25 protein-coding genes are annotated in these 22,005 nt (G+C 56.4%); 14 read left to right on the top strand and 11 right to left on the bottom strand.

Annotation, left to right across the window (positions count from 1 at the left end):
* Positions 1 to 6: 6 nt before the first annotated feature.
* Together EYQ49_06050 and EYQ49_06045 are read right to left on the bottom strand one after the other, a co-directional pair.
* Positions 7 to 456, bottom strand: a complete 450-nt coding sequence (locus EYQ49_06050; protein HIG25437.1) for a hypothetical protein — start codon at positions 454 to 456, stop codon at positions 7 to 9.
* 63 nt (positions 457 to 519) lie between these two features.
* Positions 520 to 1,635: an acyl-CoA dehydrogenase gene (locus tag EYQ49_06045; GenBank protein ID HIG25436.1), complete on the bottom strand. Its 1,116-nt coding sequence runs from the start codon at positions 1,633 to 1,635 to the stop codon at positions 520 to 522.
* A 132-nt stretch (positions 1,636 to 1,767) separates the two neighbouring features.
* Here EYQ49_06045 and EYQ49_06040 point away from each other — a divergent pair, with 132 nt between their 5' ends.
* Genes EYQ49_06040 through EYQ49_06025 form a run of 4 tightly spaced genes read left to right on the top strand, consistent with a single transcriptional unit; the run spans position 1,768 to position 4,996 of the window.
* On the top strand, positions 1,768 to 2,445 hold the full coding sequence (locus tag EYQ49_06040; GenBank protein ID HIG25435.1) for an MBL fold metallo-hydrolase: 678 nt from the start codon (positions 1,768 to 1,770) through the stop codon (positions 2,443 to 2,445).
* 59 nt (positions 2,446 to 2,504) lie between these two features.
* Positions 2,505 to 3,272: a Fe-S cluster assembly ATPase SufC gene (gene sufC, locus EYQ49_06035; GenBank protein HIG25434.1), complete on the top strand. Its 768-nt coding sequence runs from the start codon at positions 2,505 to 2,507 to the stop codon at positions 3,270 to 3,272.
* A complete protein-coding gene (locus EYQ49_06030; GenBank protein HIG25433.1) occupies positions 3,269 to 4,501 on the top strand; it encodes a cysteine desulfurase in 1,233 nt (410 codons plus the stop codon). The genes sufC (EYQ49_06035) and EYQ49_06030 overlap by 4 nt, the downstream gene beginning before the upstream one ends.
* 33 nt (positions 4,502 to 4,534) lie before the next feature.
* The gene (locus tag EYQ49_06025) at positions 4,535 to 4,996 is read left to right on the top strand and encodes an SUF system NifU family Fe-S cluster assembly protein (protein HIG25432.1); all 462 of its coding nucleotides are present in this window, start codon (positions 4,535 to 4,537) and stop codon (positions 4,994 to 4,996) included.
* 12 nt (positions 4,997 to 5,008) lie between these two features.
* Here EYQ49_06025 and sufC (EYQ49_06020) read toward each other — a convergent pair whose 3' ends face one another.
* From sufC (EYQ49_06020) to EYQ49_06005, 4 genes are all read right to left on the bottom strand, one after another.
* Positions 5,009 to 5,797 carry a Fe-S cluster assembly ATPase SufC gene (sufC, locus tag EYQ49_06020; GenBank protein HIG25431.1) on the bottom strand — a complete coding sequence of 263 codons (789 nt, stop codon included), beginning with the start codon at positions 5,795 to 5,797 and terminating at the stop codon, positions 5,009 to 5,011.
* 4 nt (positions 5,798 to 5,801) lie between these two features.
* On the bottom strand, positions 5,802 to 6,116 hold the full coding sequence (locus EYQ49_06015; GenBank protein ID HIG25430.1) for a non-heme iron oxygenase ferredoxin subunit: 315 nt from the start codon (positions 6,114 to 6,116) through the stop codon (positions 5,802 to 5,804).
* Positions 6,113 to 7,366 carry a Fe-S cluster assembly protein SufD gene (gene sufD / locus EYQ49_06010; GenBank protein ID HIG25429.1) on the bottom strand — a complete coding sequence of 418 codons (1,254 nt, stop codon included), beginning with the start codon at positions 7,364 to 7,366 and terminating at the stop codon, positions 6,113 to 6,115. The genes EYQ49_06015 and sufD overlap by 4 nt, the downstream gene beginning before the upstream one ends.
* A 144-nt stretch (positions 7,367 to 7,510) precedes the next feature.
* Positions 7,511 to 7,777 carry a DNA-binding protein gene (locus tag EYQ49_06005; GenBank protein ID HIG25428.1) on the bottom strand — a complete coding sequence of 89 codons (267 nt, stop codon included), beginning with the start codon at positions 7,775 to 7,777 and terminating at the stop codon, positions 7,511 to 7,513.
* 80 nt (positions 7,778 to 7,857) lie between these two features.
* Between EYQ49_06005 and EYQ49_06000 the strand changes: the two genes are divergently transcribed.
* From EYQ49_06000 to EYQ49_05990, 3 genes are read left to right on the top strand one after another with little or no spacing between them, the layout of a single operon-like run.
* A complete protein-coding gene (locus EYQ49_06000; protein HIG25427.1) occupies positions 7,858 to 8,127 on the top strand; it encodes a hypothetical protein in 270 nt (89 codons plus the stop codon).
* A gap of 48 nt (positions 8,128 to 8,175) precedes the next feature.
* Positions 8,176 to 9,444, top strand: coding sequence for a hypothetical protein (locus EYQ49_05995; protein HIG25426.1), 1,269 nt, complete (start codon positions 8,176 to 8,178; stop codon positions 9,442 to 9,444).
* Entirely contained in the window at positions 9,441 to 10,478 is a 1,038-nt protein-coding gene (locus EYQ49_05990) for a hypothetical protein (GenBank protein HIG25425.1), read from the top strand. The genes EYQ49_05995 and EYQ49_05990 overlap by 4 nt, the downstream gene beginning before the upstream one ends.
* Here the strand turns inward: EYQ49_05990 and EYQ49_05985 are convergent.
* Positions 10,475 to 10,969: a MarR family transcriptional regulator gene (locus tag EYQ49_05985; GenBank protein ID HIG25424.1), complete on the bottom strand. Its 495-nt coding sequence runs from the start codon at positions 10,967 to 10,969 to the stop codon at positions 10,475 to 10,477. The two genes, EYQ49_05990 and EYQ49_05985, sit on opposite strands and share 4 nt — an antisense overlap.
* A gap of 55 nt (positions 10,970 to 11,024) precedes the next feature.
* On the opposite strand from EYQ49_05985, the gene EYQ49_05980 reads away from it, so the two are divergent.
* Genes EYQ49_05980 through meaB form a run of 3 tightly spaced genes read left to right on the top strand, consistent with a single transcriptional unit; the run spans position 11,025 to position 13,996 of the window.
* Positions 11,025 to 12,653 (top strand): methylmalonyl-CoA mutase, encoded by a 1,629-nt coding sequence (locus tag EYQ49_05980; protein ID HIG25423.1) that lies wholly within the window; start codon positions 11,025 to 11,027, stop codon positions 12,651 to 12,653.
* A 9-nt stretch (positions 12,654 to 12,662) separates the two neighbouring features.
* Complete coding sequence (locus EYQ49_05975) at positions 12,663 to 13,058, top strand: methylmalonyl-CoA mutase (GenBank protein ID HIG25422.1); 396 nt, start codon at positions 12,663 to 12,665, stop codon at positions 13,056 to 13,058.
* Positions 13,055 to 13,996, top strand: a complete 942-nt coding sequence (meaB, locus tag EYQ49_05970; GenBank protein ID HIG25421.1) for a methylmalonyl Co-A mutase-associated GTPase MeaB — start codon at positions 13,055 to 13,057, stop codon at positions 13,994 to 13,996. The genes EYQ49_05975 and meaB overlap by 4 nt, the downstream gene beginning before the upstream one ends.
* Positions 13,997 to 14,002: 6 nt before the next feature.
* Here meaB and EYQ49_05965 read toward each other — a convergent pair whose 3' ends face one another.
* Positions 14,003 to 14,401, bottom strand: a complete 399-nt coding sequence (locus EYQ49_05965) for an N-acetyltransferase (GenBank protein ID HIG25420.1) — start codon at positions 14,399 to 14,401, stop codon at positions 14,003 to 14,005.
* Positions 14,402 to 14,596: 195 nt separating this feature from the next.
* Between EYQ49_05965 and EYQ49_05960 the strand changes: the two genes are divergently transcribed.
* A complete protein-coding gene (locus tag EYQ49_05960; GenBank protein ID HIG25419.1) occupies positions 14,597 to 14,821 on the top strand; it encodes a biotin/lipoyl-binding protein in 225 nt (74 codons plus the stop codon).
* Between the two features lie 29 nt (positions 14,822 to 14,850).
* On the opposite strand, the gene EYQ49_05955 is transcribed toward EYQ49_05960, so the two are convergent.
* From EYQ49_05955 to EYQ49_05945, 3 genes are all read right to left on the bottom strand, one after another.
* Positions 14,851 to 16,458 carry a methylmalonyl-CoA carboxyltransferase gene (locus tag EYQ49_05955; GenBank protein HIG25418.1) on the bottom strand — a complete coding sequence of 536 codons (1,608 nt, stop codon included), beginning with the start codon at positions 16,456 to 16,458 and terminating at the stop codon, positions 14,851 to 14,853.
* Positions 16,459 to 16,523: 65 nt separating this feature from the next.
* Positions 16,524 to 17,552: a selenide, water dikinase SelD gene (selD, locus tag EYQ49_05950; protein HIG25417.1), complete on the bottom strand. Its 1,029-nt coding sequence runs from the start codon at positions 17,550 to 17,552 to the stop codon at positions 16,524 to 16,526.
* 76 nt (positions 17,553 to 17,628) lie between these two features.
* Positions 17,629 to 18,837, bottom strand: coding sequence for a cysteine desulfurase-like protein (locus EYQ49_05945; protein ID HIG25416.1), 1,209 nt, complete (start codon positions 18,835 to 18,837; stop codon positions 17,629 to 17,631).
* Between the two features lie 21 nt (positions 18,838 to 18,858).
* Between EYQ49_05945 and aceK the strand changes: the two genes are divergently transcribed.
* The 3 genes from aceK to EYQ49_05930 are packed head-to-tail and all read left to right on the top strand — an operon-like array spanning position 18,859 to position 21,964.
* Complete coding sequence (gene aceK / locus EYQ49_05940) at positions 18,859 to 20,625, top strand: bifunctional isocitrate dehydrogenase kinase/phosphatase (protein HIG25415.1); 1,767 nt, start codon at positions 18,859 to 18,861, stop codon at positions 20,623 to 20,625.
* 17 nt (positions 20,626 to 20,642) lie between these two features.
* A complete protein-coding gene (rpe, locus tag EYQ49_05935; GenBank protein ID HIG25414.1) occupies positions 20,643 to 21,314 on the top strand; it encodes a ribulose-phosphate 3-epimerase in 672 nt (223 codons plus the stop codon).
* A gap of 50 nt (positions 21,315 to 21,364) precedes the next feature.
* On the top strand, positions 21,365 to 21,964 hold the full coding sequence (locus EYQ49_05930; protein ID HIG25413.1) for an ATP-dependent Clp protease proteolytic subunit: 600 nt from the start codon (positions 21,365 to 21,367) through the stop codon (positions 21,962 to 21,964).
* Positions 21,965 to 22,005: the final 41 nt, after the last annotated feature.

The raw sequence follows: 22,005 nt of genomic DNA, 5'->3' as shown, positions 1-22,005 counted from the left end.
CCAACACTACTTCTTGCCGGCTTGATCTACGGCACCCATTTCAGCCAGGTAAACCCCTAAGAGATCCACCACCACCACCACCGAAACCGCATCCAACGGTTCTTCAAGCGCCAGAGCCTGAGCCACCACATAATCCACCGCATCATCAAGTTCTGCCACTTGACGCTCGGCGTCTTCGCTCAGCGCCTCATCGCCCAGTTCCTTACCGAAAGGCGAAGCCAGACCCGCTTGGTTAAAAGAATCAAGCCACCATCGGGTGACCAGAACTACCTCGTCACGGGTGAGCTGACCAGCTGCTTCTTCAGGCAAGCACTCGGCCACCCAATCAACGGCGTCATCAACTTCGAATACCGTGGGCACCACCGTGCCCTCTAAACGACCCACTGCCGAACCGACCGCCCAAAAAGCAACGGCCAACACCAACAGGGCACCGAGGGCGACGAAAAACCAAATCATGTACTGAGTATGGCCTCAAAAGGCCTCAACTGCTCAGTAACCGGTTGTTCAAAAACCAGTTACTTAGATGCCGATGCGTTGAGCTAAAAGCTCCCGATGGTAAGTGGGGTCACCAAACAACAACTCAGAGCTTTTGGCACGTTTGAAGTAAAGGTGCGCTGAATGTTCCCAAGTAAAACCAATACCGCCGTGGATTTGAATGTTTTCGGCCGTGGTATGAAAATAAGCCTCGGAGCAGTAAGCCTTAGCCAGCGAAGCCACCGAAGGTAACTCGTCGTTAAGTTCTGCCGCACACCAACCGGCGTAGTAAGCCGCTGATTTAGCTGATTCAACTTCGAGCAACATGTCGGCACACTTGTGTTTGATGGCCTGGAACGAACCAATAGGGCGCCCAAACTGCACACGATCTTTTGCGTACTGCACCGCGGTGTCTAAACAAATTTGTGCGCCACCGACTTGCTCGGCAGCCAAGGCCACTGCGGCCAAATCTAAGACTCGTTCCAGCACCGGCCAGCCGGCGCCTTCTGCACCGATCATGGTGGCGGAAACCCCGTCAAAGTCCAAGCGGGCTTGTTTGCGAGTCATGTCCATGGTAGCCAGCGAGGTGCGGGTCAACCCAGCAGCCTCACCATCAACCTTAAACAGTGATACTCCAGAAGCAGTGCGAGCTGCTACCAAAACCACATTGGCCAAGTGGCCATCTAATACATACATTTTGGTGCCAGAAAGTGTCCAAGCATCGCCATCAGCGGTGGCTTCCATAGTGATGCCGGCTTCGTCCCAGCGTCCGCTTTCTTCGGTGAAAGCCAAAGTGGCAATGGTTTCGCCGCTGGCAATGCCAGGCAAAATTTCTGCCGCTGCTGCTTCGTCGCCGCAATGGATCAAAGTGTTAGCGGCCAAAACAACCGTGGAGAAAAACGGAGCGCACAAAAGGGCTCGACCCATTTCTTCCATGATGACCACCAGTTCTACATAGCCAAAGCCTTGACCACCGTGTTCTTCTGGAATGATCAAGCTTTGCAAACCCAGTTGCTCAGCCATCATGGCCCAAGTGTCAGGGTCATAGCCGGCGTCGGTTTCCATCAATTCACGCACCGTAGCTTCGGCGGAATAGTTCTCTAAGAACTGGCGGACAAATTCCCGCAGTTGTTCTTGTTCTTCACTGAAGGCGAAGTTCACCTGTTGCACTCCTGTTAGATGGTTGTTACGAATTGGCCATGTGGCCGTTCCCCATGTTCTACCAGCCGGTAACCACCGCAGCCACACCGGGCGGGTAACTCATGGCAGGAAGTTTTCGGGCAAGATAGAGCCATGACAGAAACCAGTAGCCCGCTTAGCCCATGCGACCACCACGATCACCCCAACACCGGGGTGCCAGGAGTGTCGCTGCACTGGTGTGACACCCAGTCCGAGATTCACAAAATTGTGGTCGGCGACTACGCCAACAACGTTTTTGTCTTGCGCTGCCGACAAACCGGCGAATCGGTATTAATTGATGCCGCCAACGAACACGACAAACTGCTGGAACTCTGCCGAACCCTCGACGTGCGCACCGTATTAGAAACCCACGGCCACCCCGACCATATTGCCGCCGTACCTGCGGTACGCGAAGCCGGCTATCAGGTGGGGGTAACGGCCGCCGACGCAGCGTTGCTCGACGGTTACGACTATTTGTTGGAAGACGAATCGGTTATCGAAGTAGGGCGCCTGCGCCTGCACACCATCTGCACCCCCGGCCATACCCCGGGGTCTATCTGCTTTCGCTTGGAAGGGGCGCCCATTCTTTTCTCCGGCGACACCCTGTTTCCTGGCGGGCCCGGAGCCACCCACTTTGACACCGGCAACTTTGAACAAATCATCGATTCCATAGACCGCCGGTTGTTTGCTCCCCTACCCGCAGAAACCTTTGTTTTGCCGGGCCACGGCACCGACACCACCATCGGAGCCGAACAGCCCTTGTTAGACGACTGGGTAGCCCGCGGTTGGTAAGCAATGTATTTCCCCTATGGGCATAGTGGTAATCCCTTAAACCGTTTAGACTCCACACTGTGAATACCACCGCCCCCCTCTTCGAAGTCGAAAACCTGCACGCCACCACGGTGGATGGGCAACCCATTTTGAACGGGGTTGATCTGGTCGTAAACACCGGAGAAATCCACGCTTTGATGGGCCCCAACGGTTCAGGTAAATCCACCTTGGCCGCCGTGCTTTTAGGTAGCCCCGAATACGTCATCACCAAAGGCTCGCTGCGCTTTCAAGGCGACGACATCACCGAATGGTCCGCCGACACTCGAGGCCGAGCCGGCATCTTTTTAGCTTTCCAATACCCGCAAGAAGTCGCCGGCGTATCGGTCATCAATTTTTTACGCCAAGCCCTCTCCGCTCGCAAAGGCATCGACCTCTCGGTGCTAGAACTTCGCCTCGCCATCATGGAATGGATGGACCGCCTCGGCATGGACCCTTCCTTCGCCGACCGCTACCTCAACGAAGGCTTTTCCGGCGGTGAAAAAAAACGCAACGAAATCCTCCAGATGGCCATCTTGGAACCAGAACTCGCCATTTTGGATGAAACCGACTCCGGTCTCGACATTGATGCCCTACGCACCGTGGCCGACGGGGTCACCGCAGTACGCCAAGAGCGCCCCGACCTCGGCGTGGTCACCATCACCCATTACCAGCGCCTGTTGGAATACCTCCAACCAGACTTCGTGCACATCTTGATGGAAGGCCGCATTGTCAAACAAGGCGGCTTCGAACTAGCCGTCCAACTCGAAGAACAAGGCTTCGACGCTTTCCGAGTCGGAGCCACCGCATGACCTTAGATGCCGCGGCCGTCAAAGCAGACTTTCCTCTGCTCAACAATCTGATCAACGACCGGCCGGTCATCTACTTAGACTCTGGCGCTACCTCACAAAAACCTCAACAGGTACTCGACGCCCTCAACCACTACTACGAACACCTCAACGCAAACGTGCACCGCGGGGCCTACTACCTGGCCGCCGCCGCCACTGACGCCACCGAAAACGCTCGCCTGCGGGTCGCTAACTTTATTAACGCCCCCGCCGACCGAGAAATCATCTTCACCAAAAACGCTACCGAAGCCATCAACCTGGTGTCTTACACCTGGGGGCGAGCCAACCTCAACGCCGGCGACGTGGTACTCATCTCGTCGTTAGAGCACCACGCCAACATCGTGCCTTGGCAGCAACTGGCCGCCGACAAAGGCGTCGAAGTGCGCTGGATACCCCTCACCGATGACGGCCAACTTGACCTCACCGACCTTGACCGAATGCTCGAAGGCGTAAAACTGGTAGCCATTTCGGCCGCCTCAAACGTTTTGGGCACCCTCCCTCCCGTGCGCTTACTGGCCGATGCCGCCCACGCCGTGGGCGCCCTTTGTCTGGTAGACGCCAGCCAATGGGTTCCTCACCGCCCCACCGACGTTGCCGAATTCAACTGCGACTTTTTAGTCTTTACCGGCCACAAAATGTGCGGCCCAACCGGCATCGGTGTGTTGTGGGGTCGCGCAGAGTTGTTAGAAGCCATGCCGCCTTTCCTCGGCGGAGGCGAGATGATTCTCAACGTCACCCAAGAAGGTTTTACCGCCAACGAAATCCCTTGGAAGTTCGAAGCCGGCACTCCACCTATCGCCGAAATGATCGGGCTGGGCGCTGCCGTGGATTACCTAGAAAACCTGGGCATGGACAACATCGTCGCCCACGAAACCCAACTCACCGGTTACGCCCTGCGCACCCTGGGCGACCGTTTCGGCGAAGACCTAATTATTCACGGCCCGCAAGACCTCACCATTCGGGGCGGTGTGCTGTCACTTTGCTACAAAGACGTTCACCCCCACGACCTCAGCCAAGTACTTGACGAACGCGGTGTTTGCGTACGTGCCGGCCACCATTGCGCCAAGCCCCTCATGCGTTTACTGGGGGTGGGTGCTACTGCCCGCGCTTCGCTCTACCTTTATAACGACGAATCCGATGTCGACGCACTGGCCGATGCTCTCGAAGCAGCCGGACAGTTCTTCGCCTTCTAATTACCCAACCACCCGCTACCCAACGAGCACCACATGCCAGGCTTAGAAGACCTCTACCGAGAAATAATCCTCGACCACTACCGCAGCCCCCGCAACCAGGGTGAGTTAGAAACCCCACCGGCTCACATGGCCGAAGGTTTCAACCCGCTTTGTGGCGACGAAATCAAAGTGTTCTTAGCCGTGGAGAACAACACCATCACCGATATTCGCATCGGTGGCCAAGGGTGCTCCATTAGCCAGTCATCAGCATCCATGATGACCACCGCCGTTTTAGGAAAAACCGTAGAAGAAGCCCGCCAAGTGCTGCAGGCCTTCAAAGAAATGATGTCCATCCACGAACACGAACTCGACGACACCGATGCTGATGCCGCTCCCGCTCCCCAACTCGGTGACCTTGAGGCGTTGCGGGGTGTGGTGAAGTTTCCGGTTCGCATCAAATGCGCCACCTTGGGCTGGAACACCCTTGACCAAGCGCTCGTCGAAGCGACCGCTTAGCGGACGTCCAGATTAAAGAAGCGGGTCAGCGAACGGGTCCGGCAAAAGGTTTTCTTCCTCTTCTGCCTTGACCGCTGCTTCACCAAGCAAACCGACATACCCCTCGGCTTCTAGGCGTTCCACAATTTCTGGGCCGCCAGAAACCTGAATACGGCCTTGGGCCAACACGTGCACCCGGTCGGGTTCTAACACTTCGAGCAGTCGGCTGAAGTGGGTAATGGCCAACACGCCTAAGCCTTCGTTTTCGGTGGCCTCTTGAATGCGTTTAGCCACGGCCGCCAAAGCATCCACGTCCAATCCAGAGTCAATTTCATCTAACACCGCATACTGGGCGCCCAACACGCCAAGTTGCAAGGTTTCGTTGCGTTTTTTTTCGCCGCCTGAAAGGTCTACGTTGAGGGGGCGGGTCAAAAACTTTTGATCAAAACCGATGCGAGCCGCTTCATCGACCATGCGTTGTTGAATCGTTTCTTCATTACGTCCACCAGCCCGAGCCGCTTCAGTCAGCACCGATGCCAAACTCACCCCCGGCACTTCGGTGGGGTGCTGCAAGCAAAGAAACAGCCCGGCTTGCGCTCGTTCCCAAGGGGCCAAAGCTAAAAGATCCACCCCATCGAGGGTCACCGATCCGCCGGTCACCGTGTAGCCAGGGCGGCCCATCAAAACATGCGACAGCGTTGACTTGCCCGACCCATTGGGGCCCATGATGGCGTGCACCTCACCGGGGCGCACCTCAAGGTCAATGCCGGTCAAAATTTCTTTACCAGCAATTTCGGCCCGTAGACCTTTGATACAAAGCACTTGGTCAGCCATGGCTAATCACTACCTCTTGATCCTCAACAGAAACGGCGAACACTTCGATCGGTTGGGTGGCGGGCATGGTTAAGGCCTCACCGGTACGCAACGAAAACAAGCTCCCATGTTTGGGGCATTCCACTGCACATTCACCCGCTTCGATTTCTCCCCCCACCAACGAAATATCGGCATGGCTGCAAGTGTCAGACACGGCAAACAACTCGCCCCCCACTTGAACCACCAACACTGGTTGGCCGTCAACTTCTACTTGACGAGGAAGGCCATCAGCCAATTCGGAAAGTTGGCAAACCTTTACCGCAGTCATGAGGCCTCCTGGGCCGCGGCCAAGTTTTCCGTCCGGCGATCAAGTTTGGCCACGATGGCTTCTTGTAAGATTTCTGCCACCGCAGGCACTGGGGCAACTTCTGCCACTTCGGCAAAAAACCCTTCCAGCAACAAACGTTCGGCTACCGGGGTGGGCACACCACGGCTTTCCAAATAGAAGCGCTGTTCTTCATCTACCGGAGATACCGCCGAGGCATGGCTGCACATCACGTCGTTGGTTTCGATTTCTAGGTTGGGCACGCTTTCGGCCCAAGCCTCTGGCGACAACTTGATGTTGCGATTGGTTTGATATGCCTTAGTACCGGTGCCTTCGGGCCGCACTTTTATGAGCCCGGTGTAGATGGAGCGAGAGGCCCCATCGAGCGCACCCTTGAACAACAATTCGCTGGTCGTGTCAGGAGCGGCGTGGTCTTGGAAAGTACGAAAATCCATGGTTTGACTGTCTTCGCCAAAGTAAGCCGCAGTGAGACGCCCGTAGGCTCCTCGCCCCACCAAGCGGCAATCGGTACGGGTACGCACGTAGTCGCCACCCAGGCCAGCCATAAAGAGTTCTGCCGTAGCGTCTTGCCCCACGTTGATGGCTTGATGGCCGAATTGCCAAGTATCAGCAGCCATGTTTTGCACCACACAATGCTGGTACCGGGCTCCTTGCCCCACCGTTACTTCCAACACCGGAGCAACCACCGTCGCTTCGGCAGACGAGGTTTGCATTTCAACCACCGTGGCCGCTGCGTTAGCGCCGCAATGCACAATGATCCGTGGGAATACCGCCGAAGCGCTGTCCGTCAAACTGGTCACCACAATGGGCTCTGCCAAGGCAACCCCGTCGGGCACGATGATGGCTAAAGGCTCCGGGCCGAAAGCACGGTTCAGGTAGCCAAACAAATCCGCAGGGTCGCTGAGCGCAGCTCCGTAGCGTTCTTGTCCGTCGGGAAGGTCGGCCACCGGGCCTACGGTTAGGCCAGCGGCCGCTGCTTCGTCGCTCAAGGTCAGGCTGGTGATCCACCCGTTTTGCAGCACTGCTACGGCGCTGGGGTTAGTGAAACGCTGACCTCCGGGAGGCACCATGGGGGTTGGCCGTTCGGTTGCCGGAGCAATCTGATCAAGGTCGAGTTCGCCTACCCGTGAATACCGCCAGACCTCTTCATCAGGGTCGGGGCGAACCACATCAGCGAGTTGATCCACCATGGCGCGACGCATTTCGTTTAACCAGGCCGGGCCGGACAGCATTTCCGCAGCGTTCTGAGTAAAGAATTTCAGGGCAATAGCTTTCAAGAAGCGGCCAAAGGCCGGGGGCGGGTGAACAACCGTTTCGGTCGTTGGTATTTATCCTATCCGCGTAGGAGAAACTCCGGCGAAGGTTCTGGCTAGAAATCAATCAACGATTTCGTTGTCCTCGGAGGCCTCTTGATACAGGTGACGCAAGTCTCCAGGCTGGATACGAGATTGCTCGACAAACCGTTCAACGTCATCAAGCCGAAGGCGGATAACCCGACCGAAGCGAAACCCTGCGATCTGGCCCTCGTCGATAAGTCGGTACAGGGTGCGTGTGGTAATCCCCAACCGCTTGGCCGCCGCACCAGAGCTCAACCACACTGTCTCTTGTGGTGGTTGACTAGCATCAACTACTTTTTCTTCCATTTCGGTATCTTTCCATCTTTTTCGTCAATTGGCAAGTCAATGAGGGTGGCTTTTGTGGCCCACCGTGTCAAAGTGTGGTCATGACAACTTTCGACAACATTACCGAAACCGACCAAGAGGGCACCGAACGACAAGTGACCCTTGAAATAACCGCCACCAGCATTGTGCGCTCCACCGAAGACCAAACATGGGTAGGCCGCCTCGACGCCGCCAGCGTAGAGAGCCTAGACAGAGACAAAAAAATGATTGGTGCCGATTCCATCGTCGCCCATACTTCGTTTGGCGAAATCACCTGGTCTCTCAAAAAAGGCCAAGGTCTATTTAACGCACTAGAAGACGCCTGCAAATAACACACGTGTCGCCGGGCTAATCCAGAAAATCTGGACTACTTTAAACCCATGAACGGGCAGCGATACGTGCTTCTCGGTTTGGCTTCGGGAGCACCCGGTTGGATGACCAAAGTGCAACCGGTGCTTGACACGGGGCAACCAGCAGGAGAGTTTCTGCCCTGCGCCGGTATAGCCGACCTCACCAACCGTCTGGCTTCCGGCCGGCCTTTTTCTGCGCTTTTAATAGACCACCGCACCGTTGGTTTAGACCGCGAGTTGATCCAGCGCTCGCATGCTGCCCACTGCCCAGTCATCGTTGTTGGTAAAGAAACCGACGCCGGTCGATGGAAAAACCTGGGGGCCGATGAGGTAATCTCCTCGTTTTTGGCCGACGAAGACCTTCGCTTAGCGCTACAACGGCACGGCAATCTCATAAACCAAACCGACCGTTTTCGCAAGAGCGACACCCCGACGGCGCCACCGGCCATCGGCGACAAAGCCAAATGGCAAAACACCAGTTGGCGCGGTCGTCTAATCGCCGTTACCGGGCCCGGCGGTACCGGGGCTTCCTCAGTGGCTCGAGCGCTTGCCTTAGGCCTCGGCCATGACCCACGTTTCCAAAAATCCGTAGCACTAGTTGACGCCTGTCTGGAAGCCGACCAAGCTCATTTGCACGGCGTTGACCCCGACGGAAAAAATCTGCAACAAGCAGTACAAGCCCACCGCACCGGCCAACCCACCGCACAAGAACTTTTTACCCTCATGATTCAGCCCTCGGGGGCTCCCTATCGACTGTTGCCCGGCCTCCTCCGGCGCCGCGATTGGCCAGCCGCCGGAGGCTCAAGCTTGCGCGCCACCCTCATCAACATCGCTCGCCACCATTTGGTTACCGTGGTAGATGTAGACCCCTTTGTTGATTTGGCCCCCGAAGAGCAACCCACTGGCCCTTCTACCCCGGGAGAAATTGCCCGAGTGGTTATGAATCTGGCCGATTTTGTGGTGGTGGTAGGCCGTCCCAGCGAACGAGATACCATCGCCCAACAACGCACCCTCAACACTTTGGTAGCGGCCGGCGTAGACGACAAACGAATCTCTCCACTCATTTTGTACCCCGCTGGACCAAGGCCACGGTGGCGTTCTCCATTTGGTCGCAAGAAATTAACGGCCACCAACCCGACCGGAGAAATCAGTGACCCCGGCACCGACCCCAGCGGAGAAAGCGCGGCACAAATTGCCCGCCGCATCGCCGCCCAGTTAGACCGCCTTACCTCTCGGACGCAAAACGAGCCAGCCACCCCGTTGCCCCCCGGTTCTTTAGGAAATGAAAACCGAGCATGAGCATCGGCCCCACAGAACGCCAAGCCAGCAGCCCTCGCCAAGCCGACGTTCTTGAAGCCGAAGTAGTGCTCCTCAACGGCTTAAGACTGCCCGGGGTGGTGCGGGTGTTGTCTTTCGAACGCACCGGCGACCACGCCACCCTCACCTACGACGACGCCGACCATCAGACACTCAACCATCACGATTTACAAAGCGCCACCGACCTCTGCCACCTTGGCGCATCCTTAGCCCGCACCCTGGCCGAAATGCACCGCTCAGGGGTAAGCCATCAAGCGCTCAGCGCAGAAACAGTCCTCGTAGACCTTGAGGGTCGGCCGCTGATTACCAACTTTTCTTTAGCCCAGCCTTTGCCCGACGACCCCGCAGCGGCTTTTCAAGACCTCGCCGCTTTAGCCGACCTGTTGACCGAGACCGTTGGCCGCCTCCCCACTGACCCTTCAACCCAAGAACAACGCCAACGAAAAAAACTACGCCACACCTGCCGGGTAGCCAAAAACGACACAGCCACTGATCTGGCCATTGCCTTGGCCGACCTCTCGGGAGTTTTTGCTGGGCAAAAACCCGCCCACGACCCTTTTCGGTTGCGCCCCAACTTGCCGCAAAATTTAACCACGGTCTCCCGTTCCCTCCTTGGGGTAACCGCCATAGTTCTTTTGGTAGGGGCCGGATTGCTACTCGCCAACCGAACAGCAACAGAACCTTCTTCGGTTTGGGTACCCACCGACCCGACCGGCCCGCTCGTGGAGCACCAAGGAAACCAATACCAAGTAGGACTATCCGGCGATGTCGCCACCGTTGGACAATGGCTGGTCGATGGCCAATGTTCTCCAGAACCCTTGCTTGCTTTGTTGCGCCCCAGCACCGGAGAAGTATTTGTTTTTGACCAATGGGCTGGCCATGCGTTGCTCGGTACGCAAGCCAGCGCAACCATTGATGGCGCCGTTGGCTTAAAAGCCGAAACAGCCAGCGGTTGTCAACAACTCATGGCGGTCACCGACCAATCGGTGATCCCGGTGAGCCTCACCACTGGTTAGTCAAAGTCTCCCGCCGCTTGCCGGAGACCAGCGATCGCTTCAGTTACTTCCCTGGCTGCGGGCTGTTTGAGGCCGCTAACCCCAAACTGGATTTCACCTAAGACCGCCGCCGCTTTTTCAACCCGGTGACGCCCCTTAACTGTTAAAACAGCCAAAGTGGTTCGACCATCAGATGGGTGGGCAACCCGTTTTACAAAACCATCTTTGGTTAGCCGGGTCACGGTGTTCGTGACACTGGCCGGGTGGACCTGCAGTCGGTCGCCGATTTTACCTAAAGGCATTTGGCCAGTTTTTGTAAAAAACAGCAGCGCCAATACTTCGAAGCGACTGAAATTTAGCGCCAAAGGAGCAAGCACTGCGTCAATGCGCCCTACCAGCAATTGATGGGCTCGGGTAATTGACGTCGCGGCCTGCATGGCCTCGACGGCTGGCCATTGATGCTTTCGCCAGTTGGTTGCTGCCTGGGCGATGACATCTGGATTTGCTTTCATAAGGTTAGGGTAGCAAAATAGTTGAACGTCAAAGTATCTAGCCAAAGCACCTCACATGACCACACCACAACAAGACTGGGAAGAGGCCTACCAAAACCTCCCCCTGCGTCAAGAAGATTTTGAAACCATGTCCGGTGTGCCCGTTGACCCGGTCTACGGCGAGGCGCCTTTTCCTGGCCAATTTCCTTACACCCGAGGTCTCCACGCCGGCGGCTACCGCTCTCGTCTATGGACCATGCGCATGTTCGCCGGGTTCGGTACCGCCCAAGACACCAACCAACGATTCAAAGAACTCCTCGCCCACGGCGGCACCGGGCTCTCCACCGCTTTCGACATGCCCACCCTCATGGGCCGCGACTCCGACAGTTCGTGGGCCTTAGGCGAAGTCGGCCGAGCCGGGGTAGCCATCGACACCCTGGCCGATATGGAAGACCTGTTTGCCGACATTGACCTCAGCGAAGTCTCAACCTCCATGACTATCAACGGGCCAGCGGCCATCTTGTTAGCCATGTACATCGTGGTGGCCGAAAAAAACGGGGTAGCCAGCAACCAACTCGCGGGCACCATCCAAAACGACATTTTGAAGGAATACCAAGCGCAAAAAGAATACATCTACCCGCCCCGACCTTCCATGCGCATCGTCACCGACATGGTCAACTACACCACGCAGCACCTCCCCCGATGGCACCCTGTTTCTATCTCCGGTTACCACATTCGAGAAGCCGGCTCCACGGCCGCCCAAGAACTTGCCTTCACCCTGGCCAATGGTTTCGCCTACGTAGAAGCCGCCCTGGCCCAGGGGCAAGACATCAACGAGTTTGGCCGCCGCCTGAGCTTCTTCTTCAACTCCCACATTGACTTTTTTGAAGAGGTCGGCAAACTCCGAGCCGCCCGCCGCATTTGGGCACGCTGGATGCAGGATCGCTATGGCGCCACCGATCAACGAGCCATGATGTGCCGCTTCCATACCCAAACCGCCGGGGTATCGCTCACCGCCAACCAACCCGAAATCAACATTGCCCGAGTGGCATTACAAGCTTTAGCCGGCGTGCTGGGCGGCACCCAAAGCCTGCACACCGATAGTTTCGACGAAGCCCTCGCTTTACCCACCGAAAAGGCGGCGCGCATCGCCCTTCGCACCCAACAAATCATTGCCCACGAAACCGGGGCAGCCAACGTAGCCGACCCTCTCGGTGGCTCACCCTACGTGGAATGGATGACCGACGAAATGGAGCGCCAAGCCGAAGAAATCTTCACCTACCTTGACGACCTGGGCAACGGTTCAATACTTGAAGGGGTCTACGCCGGAATCGAAAACGGTTACTTCGTGGGTCAAATAGCCGACTCGGCTTACCGCTTTGAACGAGAAGTAAACGCCGGCCGACGCACCATTGTCGGAGTCAATGCCTTTACCGAAGGCAACCAAGACGACAATCCTCACCTCATGCGCATCGAAGAGGAAACCGAAACCGCTCAACGTCAACGCTTGACGAACATTAAAACCCGACGCAATGCTCAACAAGTAAACGAAGCACTGCAAAAAGTAACCGACACCGCCGCTGACCCCGCCTGCAACCTTATGCCCAGCATTCTTGATGCAGTGAGGGTTTACGCCACGGTAGAAGAAATATCTCAAGCCATGGAAAAAGAATTCGGCACCTACGTCGAACAAGCCATCGTCTAAGGAACCCTTATGGAAAACTCCACCATCCGCATCGTTTTAGCCAAACTGGGCCTCGACGGCCACGACCGCGGCATCAAAGTAGTGGCCCGCATCTTGCGCGATGCCGGCATGGAGGTCATTTACTTAGGGATTCGCCAAACTACCGACGACATCATCGCCGCCATTGAACAAGAAGATGCCGACGCTATTGGTCTCTCTATGCACAACGCCGGCCACCTCACCTTGGCCCCCGCCCTGCTGGCCGCCTTAGAAAAAGCCGGGCTTACTACCCCGGTCATTATCGGTGGGATTATCCCCGACCAAGACGTTGCTCAACTAACTACCGCCGGTGTGGCCGCCGTTTTGGGCCCCGGCGCCCCCGCCGAAGAAGTAGTGGCCGCCGTTCGCCAAGCGGTCAACCAGTGAGTGATACCCTTGACCTCCCTCAATTGGTGGCCTTAGCCAGCGAAGGAAACCGTCGTGCCGTAGGACGCTTACTCAGCGTGGTTGAACAAGGCGGTGTCTTAGCCGACACCGTTACCAGCCTCACCCACCAAAAACCATCAGCCCACGTAGTCGGTTTCACCGGTGCCCCCGGAGCAGGAAAATCTACCCTCATCGGACAACTCGTCCACCACCTCTGCCGACAAAACCAAGCCCCCGCAGTTTTGGCAGTAGACCCTTCTTCACCGCTGACCGGTGGCGCTATCTTGGGCGACCGCATACGCATGGATCACCTCAACGCAGGCCAAGCCTTTATACGTTCCGCCGCTACCCGCGGCCACCAAGGAGGCCTCGCCCTTTCAGTACCGGGCAGCATGCGGGTGTTCTCCGCTGCGGGCTACCACCCGGTGATCATAGAAACGGTCGGCGTAGGGCAAGTCGAAGTAGACGTAGCAGCGGCCGCCGACACCACGGTGGTGGTGATCAACCCCGGTTGGGGCGATGCTGTACAAGCCAACAAAGCAGGCCTACTAGAGGTTGCCGACGTTTTTGTCATCAACAAAGCCGACCGGCCCGGCGCCCAAGACACCCGCCGTGACCTTGAACTCATGTTAGAGCTCAGCCACGTCAGCGGCCAAGAAGACCCCACCGGTTACCGTCCACCAATCATCATGGCCACCGCCACCACCGGCGACGGCATAGCCGAAACCTGGACTGCCATAACCCTCCATTTGCAACACCTAAAAAACACCGGCCAACTCGAAGCACGCCGCCAAGCACGCGTCCGTTACGAAGTTTTAAGCCGCATCGAACAAAAACTCCAGGCCGCGGCAAAAAACGCACTGGCCGCCGAAACCATCACCACCAACACCTCGCCCGCAAAACTCGCCCAGCAAATCGTCAACCAACTACTGGCTTAATCGCCGTCACGTAGGGTCTGACCCCACGTGACTGCGGCAGGACCAAATGCCGTGGGGCTCTTGAGGGAAATGTGAAAGCACCCGTTCTTCAAGAAAGGTGAAACCTAAACGTTGGGCCACTGCTTGCGAGCGGTGATTGCTGGGCAAAATGCAGCTGAACAGTTCCTTTTCGCCCAGCACCTCAAAACCATAATCCTTCGCCACCTGACCGGCTTCTGTAGCAAAACCTTGACCCCACACTTCAGGATGGAGAGCCCAACCGATTTCTACCCCCGGCCAATCCTCATACTCAGGGCGATGAGTGCCCGCTCGACCAATCAAGCGGCCAGTTGCTTTTTCTTCTAACGCCCAGTTGCCGGTGCCCCGCAACTCCCACTGACCCAAAAAAATGCCAGAGACGACCAAGCCGCCGCCCGGTTAAAAGAATCCGTCAAACGCAACCAATCCCATACCTCGGGGGTGTCCATTATGGCAAAAAAAGCGTCCGTGTCGGACTCCACAAACGGCCCCAAAAGCAAGCGTTCGGTTTCTATAGTAGGGCAAGACATGCTGCAGCCTGCCCGGTGTGGCATTAACTCCCCCCATGAGGTGAACTAGCCCATGGCCAAAATAGACACCGAAACGCCGGTAACCGGAACCATCTGGAAAATCCTTACTTCAACCGGCGACTCCGTTACCCAAGGACAAACCCTACTCATTGTCGAAGCCATGAAAATGGAAATCCCCATAGAAGCCCCAGCCAGCGGAACACTGACCGAGCTAAAGGTCAACGAAGGCGACATGGTTTCCGAAGACGACATCGTTGCGGTAATCGAAACCGCTTAATTACGACCTAAGGCCGACCCGCTACTGGCCTACGGCCGATAGGGATACCTCGCCGGACCAGCGGTACGCAATGGAGCGGCCAAGTTAGCGAACTCACAAAGCAACGGGCGGGTTTCACGCGGGTCAATAATCTCCTCGACCAAAAAACCCTCAGCGGTACGAAACGGCGAACGCACCGCATTAAGACGATCGGTGATCTCCAACAACAATGCTTCCGGGTCATCCGAAGCCTCCAAATCAGAACGGTAAGCGGCTTCCACCCCGCCCTCCACCGGCAACGAGCCCCAATCCCCCGAGGGCCAAGCATAACGATATTGGAATCGATGAGCCGGCGAATGTGCAGCCCCGGCCACCCCAAAGACCTTGCGCAACAAAATCGAACACCACGGCACCGAAGCCTCATAAATAGCAGCCATAGCCCGCGCCCCATGACGAATGGTGGCCGCTTGCTCCGATTCCGTGCCAATCAAAAAGCCCGGATTATCTACCAGATGCACCACCGGCAAATGAAAAGTCTCGGCTAAATCCACAAAGCGAACGACCTTTTGCGCCGCATCAGCAGTCCAACTGCCGCCATAGTGAAAAGAATCCCCAGCCAACACCGCCACCGGCCAACCATCCAAACGAGCAAAACCGGTCACCGCCGAGCGGCCAAAGTTTTTTCCCATCTCAAAAAAAGTGCCCTGATCAACCACCGAGTTAATAACCGTACGCACCTGATACACCTTGCGCCGGTCCCGAGGCACCACACTCAACAACGCCTCGTCGGTGCGGTCCGGGTCGTCGGCAACTTCGCCACGAGCCGGCAAATCATACACCGAAGAAGGCAGATAAGACAAAAACTGGCGAGCCCGCTCAAAAGCCTCTTCTTCGCTAGCCACCTCATCATCAATCGCTCCACTGCGGGTTTGCAGGCGGCTTCCCCCCAGGCTTTCTTTATCAACCTGTTCGCCCCCCAAACGGTTAACCACCGGCGGGCCAGCCACAAACATTTGCGACAACCCTTTCACCATGACCGAATAATGGCTGGTCACCATGCGGGCTGCCCCTAAACCAGCCACCGGACCTAAAGCCAGCGCCACCACCGGCACCGTAGAAAGGTTCGTTACGGCGTGTTCCCAACCCGGCACGTAAGGCACATAAGTGCGGGCTCCCCCGCCATAGCCACCAGTTGTTTCCCGTTTCTTCTTTGGATCGGAGTCCAAACTCTTGACCGACCCACCGCCGCCTGTGCCGTCTATGAGGCGAACGATAGGCAAACGAAGCTCGCCGGCCATTTGCTCAGCCGCTATCTGCTTAGCGGGGATTGACGCATCGGCTGCTCCGCCCCGCACCGTGAAATCGTCGCCCGCCACCACCACGGGGCGCTTATCAATTCGCCCTCGACCAAAAATAAAGTTCGCCGGTTGCAAATCAACCAGTTGGGCGTCGGCGTCATACGTAGGCCGTCCAGCAATTTTGCCGATCTCATGAAACGAACCCTCATCCAGTAACAAGTCGATGCGTTGACGCACATCTTTTTTGCCCCGGTCATGCTGGCGGGCAACTTTTTCTTGGCCGCCCATTTGCTCAGCCAAAGCCTCGCGAGCCCGCAGTTCTTCAAGCTCTGGCGCCCATTCCCCTGGTTGGTCACTCATCTGGTTCGCTCCTCGTTGCTTCTAGTGTCGCACCGACCAAGGCCGACCCAAGCATTGAGCAAGAACTAGCGCAAAGCAATCTGGCCGAGGCCTTCAACAACCGTTCCGATAACCGCCGCCTGATGACCCGATTCTTCCAAATCACTCATGGTCTCGGAAACCGCAGCATCTTCAACCCCAAAGAGCAGCCCGCCAGAAGTCTGCGCATCGGCCAGCAAAAGCACCTCAAGGTCAGAAAAACCGCCCCGGTCCAGGCGTTCTTCTACCCAAGCCAAATTACGGCGGCTCCCCCCGGGCATGGTGCCCGCTTCGGCCAGCGCTCGAGTACCGCCCAACATGGGCACAGCGGCCACTTCGATTTCGGCCGAAACCTGCGACTCCTGGACCGCCCGTCCTAAATGACCCAACAAACCAAACCCCGTAATATCAGTGGCCCCGGTGGCACCGGCCGCCAAAGCCACCGTGGCAGCATCCGCATTCAAACGCACCATGGAAGCCATGGCAGCATCCACCACCTCAGGGGGCGCCGTACCGGCTTTGATGGCCGTTGTGATAACTCCGATACCCAACGGTTTGCTCAAAATCAATTTTTGCCCAACTTTAAAACCAGCATTGGTTAACAGGTGATCCGGGTGTGCCTCCCCCACCACGGCTAAACCAAACTTCGGTTCCGGGTCATCAACGGTGTGTCCGCCAGCAATAACAAAGCCGGCCTGTTGCGCAATGTCTTGAGCACCCAACAAAACTTCAGCCAACAAATCGTTAGAAAGTTCTTCGGTGTTCCAGCACACCAGGTTCAAAGCTAACAATGGACGGCCACCCATGGCGTAAACATCAGACACCGCATTAGCGGCCGCTACTTGGCCCCAAAGGCGCGCTTCATCGACCACCGGGGTAATGAAATCTGCAGTAACCACCAGGGAGCGTTCGTCATCAAGACGCCACACCGCAGCATCATCACCAGTGGCCGCACCCACTAAAAGGTTCGGGTTGTCTATCGGGGTTAATTGACGCACCACGTGCGCCAGCTCACCAGGAGCAAGCTTGCAGCCTCAACCAGCGCCGTGACTGTATTGGGTTAGTCGTCTTGTCATTGCTCACCTCCTGTCCCTTAAGACCCTAAACTACTTTGCCCGCCCGATAATGACCCTCGCTCCAACGGGGTTTTGGTTAAAGGCTTGCTACCGCAGACAAAAGCCGGTCAACATCTTGATCGGTGATGTAAGCGGTAACCCCGGCACGCACCGCACCCTCTTCGTGGTGCAAGCCCAAGGGTTCCATCGCACCCACCGCATAGTTGTGTCCGTCCCATACCGCCACCTGGGCCCTCGCTAAATGCTCAGCGACCGAAAGTGGTGCTTGGCCTTCCACCATCAACATCAAAGTAGGCGCCCGCTCCGCGAGATCATCAGGGCCGGTGGAACCCAAAACCCGCACCCCCGGCAGGTCGTATAAACCACCCACCAATCGAGCGAAAACCTGGTTTTCATGCGCAGCAATATTGTCCATGCCGGTAGTCAACAAAAACTGGGCTGCTGCATTAATGCCGGCCAGCGTTTCGTACGAAGGGGTGCCGTGCTGCCAACGCCCGCCACCAGTCTCAGGAGCCGGGCGCACCTTGTAAGCCGGCAACACATCACGTAATTCTGGGCTTAGCCATAACACCCCAGCATGCGGGCCATACCACTTATAAGGCGAAGTGGCGTAAGCATCACAACCAATGGCCCCTACATCGGTCACCCGGTGCGGGGTCCTATGCACACCATCTACGGCCACCAAGGCCCCTGCGGCATGAGCCAAATCCGTAATGGCCGCAATGTCGGGCATGGTGCCAATGGCGTTAGACCCGCCGGTCACCGCCACCCAACGAGTGCGGTCGGTCAACAAATCACCCACTGCTTGAGGCGCCAACCGCCCAGTGGCACCATCAAATTCAGCCATACGCACCACCGCCCCGGCATCCGCAGCGGCCAGCAACCACGGCGCCACGTTGGCATCGTGGTCCAAAGTAGTGCAAATAATCTCATCGCCCGGGCGCAACGTGGCCCCAATAGCCCGTGTAAGCGACATTAAGTTTGAGGTAGTGCTGGGCCCAAAAATCATGCCCTCCGCATCAGCCCCTAAAAGTTGGGCCATGGTAGCGCTCACCTCATCAACCAAATCGTCACAAGCTTGTGCCGCCGGAAACGACCCATGGGTGTTGGCGTTGTTGCCGCTCCGTTGCCAATCGGCCATGGCTTCGATAGATGAATCAACCATTTGGGTGCCGGCCGGGCCATCAAAGCGAGCCCAACCGTTAGACAAACCAGGGAACCGAGTTTTAGGTACGTTAAGTGTGTTCATGTTGAGTAACGCTAGTACCCGCCTAGCGTTAACCATGTTCCCCACGAGGAGATAAAAATGAATGAGCAGCTCCTCGATAACCCCGAGGCCATCGAAACCTGGATCTCCGATGCTGTTTTCGACGGCTACGTCCGTTACATAACCGAGTTTCAAGAAATCACCCACCGAGCAGGCAAGCACTTTCAACAACAGGAATGGGCCCAGCAAGACCAAGACGCCGTCCAAAGGCTCGCCTTGCACACCGCTCAAGTTCAAACAACAGTGGGCCTTATAACCAAAACATTGCGGCCTTTGCCCGACCAGCGCGGAACATGGCGGGCCGTCCGTTTGCGTTATCGTCGCCGCATCGCCCAACGCTCCGACTTGGACCTTTCAGAAACCTTTTTCAACTCAGTGACTCGCCGAGTGTTTACTACCATCGGTATTGACAACGACGTAGAGCTTCGGTGGTTTGGGGCCTCCACCCTGCCGCGCAGCAAAGGCGATGCCAGCCCCATCACCACTTGGACGCGCACCCGTGACTCGGCGGCCATGATGCGGTCAATCCTGAACTCCTACGGCTTTGACGCCCCCTGGGCAGATCTCGATGCCGATGCACGAAGGGTCGCCGCCCGCTTGGATGCCTTTTTGCTCGACGCTTGGGACAACCTTGACCTCGACGGCATCGACATGTTGCAACCAGTTTTCTACCGCAACAAAGGCGCCTACCTGGTGGGCCGCTTGCGCTACATGAATCGAGTCACCCCCATCGTTATTCCCATTGTTCAAAGCGACCAAGGCCTTCTGGTCGACACCGTTTTGCTGACCGAATCGCAAGCCAGTCGTCTCTTCAGCTTCACCCGGTCTTACTTTTTTGTGGAATGGCCCAAACCATCTGAATTGGTCGGTTTTGTCAAAACCATGTTGCCTTTGAAATCTATTTCAGAGATTTACACCGCTTTAGGTTTTAACCAACACGGCAAAACCAGTTTGTACCGAGCGCTTTACCGAAATTTACAAAACTCCAACGACAAGTTTGTCCGAGCTCGTGGCACACCCGGCATGGTCATGACAGTGTTTACATTGGTTTCTTTCAACGTGGTTTTTAAAGTCATCAAAGACCATTTTGATCCACCAAAAAACACTACGCGTCAGGCCATTCGAGACTGCTACCAACTGGTCTACCACCACGACCGGGTAGGCCGAATGGTCGATGCCCAAGAGTTCGAGAACCTTTCTTTTGACGCCGATCGCTTTGACCCCGAACTTTTAGAAGAACTACTAAGCGAAGCCAGCCAAACGGTTCGACTTGAGGGCGACCAGGTAGTGGTTTCGCATCTCTACACCGAGCGTCAGGTTTACCCGCTAAACCTTTACCTTCAAGAAATGTCTACCGACCGAGCCGAAGCAGCGGCCTTGGACTGGGGTGCGGCTATCAAAGACTTGGCGGCGGCCAATATTTGGCCCGGCGACCTTTTTACAAAAAACTTTGGCGTAACCCGCCACGGCAACGTGGTGTTCTACGACTACGACGAAATCGAGTTGCTAGAAGATTGCCGCTTTCGTACTTTGCCGCAAAGCCAAAGTTACGAAGATGAAATGCGTTCTCAACCCTGGTTCGCTATAGAACCGGGTGACGTTTTTCCCGAACAGTTCCCCACCTTCATGTCTTTTCCCTCTCGGGTGGCTCCCGAAATTTGGGAACGATTCCAAACCGTTCACGGTGAACTTTTTACCCCCGAATTTTGGTCGGGGCTTCAAGAGCGACTAGCGCAAAAAGATCTTCCAGAGTTTTATCCTTACCCCGAGCGATTACGTTTTCGACGCTCAGGCCAACCCACTTAACGGCTAGGATCCTGAACATGAACCGATCTGTAGCGATTGCCCCCTCAATTTTGCCTGCCGACTTTTCTCGCTTGGGCGAAGAATGTTTGAAACTTCAAGAAGCAGGTGCTGACCGCATCCATTGGGACGTCATGGACGGGGTTTTTGTCCCCAACTTGTCTCTTGGCCCCGATGTCATTGCTGCTATCCGACCTCACCTCACCATTGACTTTGAAGCTCACCTCATGGTGGTAAACCCCGATCAACTCATTCACCGCTACGTCGAAGCGGGTTGTTCAACCATCACGGTCCACGCCGAAGCCTGCACCCACTTGCACCGCACACTGTCACTTATCGCCGATCTGGGAGCCACCCCGGCAGTCGCTTTAAACCCTCACACCCCCGCTGAGGTCATCACCAATGTGCGTGACCTGTTGGGTTTAGTGCTCGTCATGACGGTAAACCCCGGGTTCGGCGGGCAAGCCTACATTGCCCCCATGGAAGCAAAAATGACCCAAGTAGCAGAAATGCTTGAAGGCTACGACTGCGACCTCCAAGTTGATGGCGGCATAAGCCCCACCACCATCGCTGCAGCAGCGGCCGCCGGAGCCAACGTGTTTGTTTCGGGCAGCGCACTGTTTAACCACCCCGACGGGCTGACCGGGGGCACCAAGGATTTACGCCAACGGGCCGAAGATGCGCAAAGTTAAGACCACTTTTTACCCCCAACCTTGGCCCAACGCACGGTAACCTGCCTGCCATGACCGATTCTTTTTCTTCACCAACCGCCAACGCCGATCTTTCTGAAGGTGGACGCTTCGACGTATTTAGTCGTTTGCTAAAAGACCGCATTGTGGTTTTGGGCACCGACGTCAACGACGAGGTGGCCAACAACATCAGCGCTCAAATGCTTTTCCTTGAGGCACAAGACGCCGAAAAAACAATTTGGCTCTACATCAACTCCCCTGGTGGGTCGGTAACCGCCGGTATGGCAATTTACGACACCATGCAGTTTGTAGGCCCCGAGGTCGGCACTATCTGCATGGGCTTAGGCGCTTCCATGGGGCAATTCCTTCTCTGCGCCGGCGCACCGGGCAAACGCTATGCCCTCCCCCACGCTCGCATCATGATGCATCAGCCTTTGGGCGGGGTACGAGGTCAAGCCTCCGATATTGCTATCCAAGCCGAGCAAATGGCTTACACCAAAAAAATGTTGCAAGAACGCATCGCTGAACACACCGGTCAAACCTATGAAACCATCGAAGCGGACAGTGAACGCGATCGTTGGTTTACCGCTGAAGAAGCCCGCGACTACGGCATCATTGATCAGGTCATTGCCCGTCGCGGGGAGATGCAATAAATCGACTATGCCTTGGGCTTCATCATGCCGAGGCTTTAAGT

The sequence above is a fragment of the Acidimicrobiia bacterium genome, from assembly GCA_012959995.1.
Classification (GTDB): Bacteria; Actinomycetota; Acidimicrobiia; order Acidimicrobiales; family MedAcidi-G1; genus MedAcidi-G2B.
This window is presented reverse-complemented; position numbering and strand designations above follow the sequence as displayed.

Coding starts and splice junctions, on each gene's coding strand:
- EYQ49_06030 (HIG25433.1), top strand. CDS start 3,269: ATGACCTTAGATGCCGCGGCCGTCAAAGCAGACTTTCCTCTGCTCAAC.
- EYQ49_05960 (HIG25419.1), top strand. CDS start 14,597: ATGGCCAAAATAGACACCGAAACGCCGGTAACCGGAACCATCTGGAAA.
- sufD (HIG25429.1), bottom strand. CDS start 7,366: ATGCTGTCCGGCCCGGCCTGGTTAAACGAAATGCGTCGCGCCATGGTG.
- EYQ49_06025 (HIG25432.1), top strand. CDS start 4,535: ATGCCAGGCTTAGAAGACCTCTACCGAGAAATAATCCTCGACCACTAC.
- EYQ49_06040 (HIG25435.1), top strand. CDS start 1,768: ATGACAGAAACCAGTAGCCCGCTTAGCCCATGCGACCACCACGATCAC.
- EYQ49_06000 (HIG25427.1), top strand. CDS start 7,858: ATGACAACTTTCGACAACATTACCGAAACCGACCAAGAGGGCACCGAA.
- EYQ49_05945 (HIG25416.1), bottom strand. CDS start 18,837: ATGGTTAACGCTAGGCGGGTACTAGCGTTACTCAACATGAACACACTT.
- EYQ49_05980 (HIG25423.1), top strand. CDS start 11,025: ATGACCACACCACAACAAGACTGGGAAGAGGCCTACCAAAACCTCCCC.
- EYQ49_05930 (HIG25413.1), top strand. CDS start 21,365: ATGACCGATTCTTTTTCTTCACCAACCGCCAACGCCGATCTTTCTGAA.
- EYQ49_06050 (HIG25437.1), bottom strand. CDS start 456: ATGATTTGGTTTTTCGTCGCCCTCGGTGCCCTGTTGGTGTTGGCCGTT.
- EYQ49_05985 (HIG25424.1), bottom strand. CDS start 10,969: ATGAAAGCAAATCCAGATGTCATCGCCCAGGCAGCAACCAACTGGCGA.
- EYQ49_06015 (HIG25430.1), bottom strand. CDS start 6,116: ATGACTGCGGTAAAGGTTTGCCAACTTTCCGAATTGGCTGATGGCCTT.
- aceK (HIG25415.1), top strand. CDS start 18,859: ATGAATGAGCAGCTCCTCGATAACCCCGAGGCCATCGAAACCTGGATC.
- EYQ49_06005 (HIG25428.1), bottom strand. CDS start 7,777: ATGGAAGAAAAAGTAGTTGATGCTAGTCAACCACCACAAGAGACAGTG.
- EYQ49_05995 (HIG25426.1), top strand. CDS start 8,176: ATGAACGGGCAGCGATACGTGCTTCTCGGTTTGGCTTCGGGAGCACCC.
- EYQ49_05990 (HIG25425.1), top strand. CDS start 9,441: ATGAGCATCGGCCCCACAGAACGCCAAGCCAGCAGCCCTCGCCAAGCC.
- EYQ49_05975 (HIG25422.1), top strand. CDS start 12,663: ATGGAAAACTCCACCATCCGCATCGTTTTAGCCAAACTGGGCCTCGAC.
- rpe (HIG25414.1), top strand. CDS start 20,643: ATGAACCGATCTGTAGCGATTGCCCCCTCAATTTTGCCTGCCGACTTT.
- EYQ49_05955 (HIG25418.1), bottom strand. CDS start 16,458: ATGAGTGACCAACCAGGGGAATGGGCGCCAGAGCTTGAAGAACTGCGG.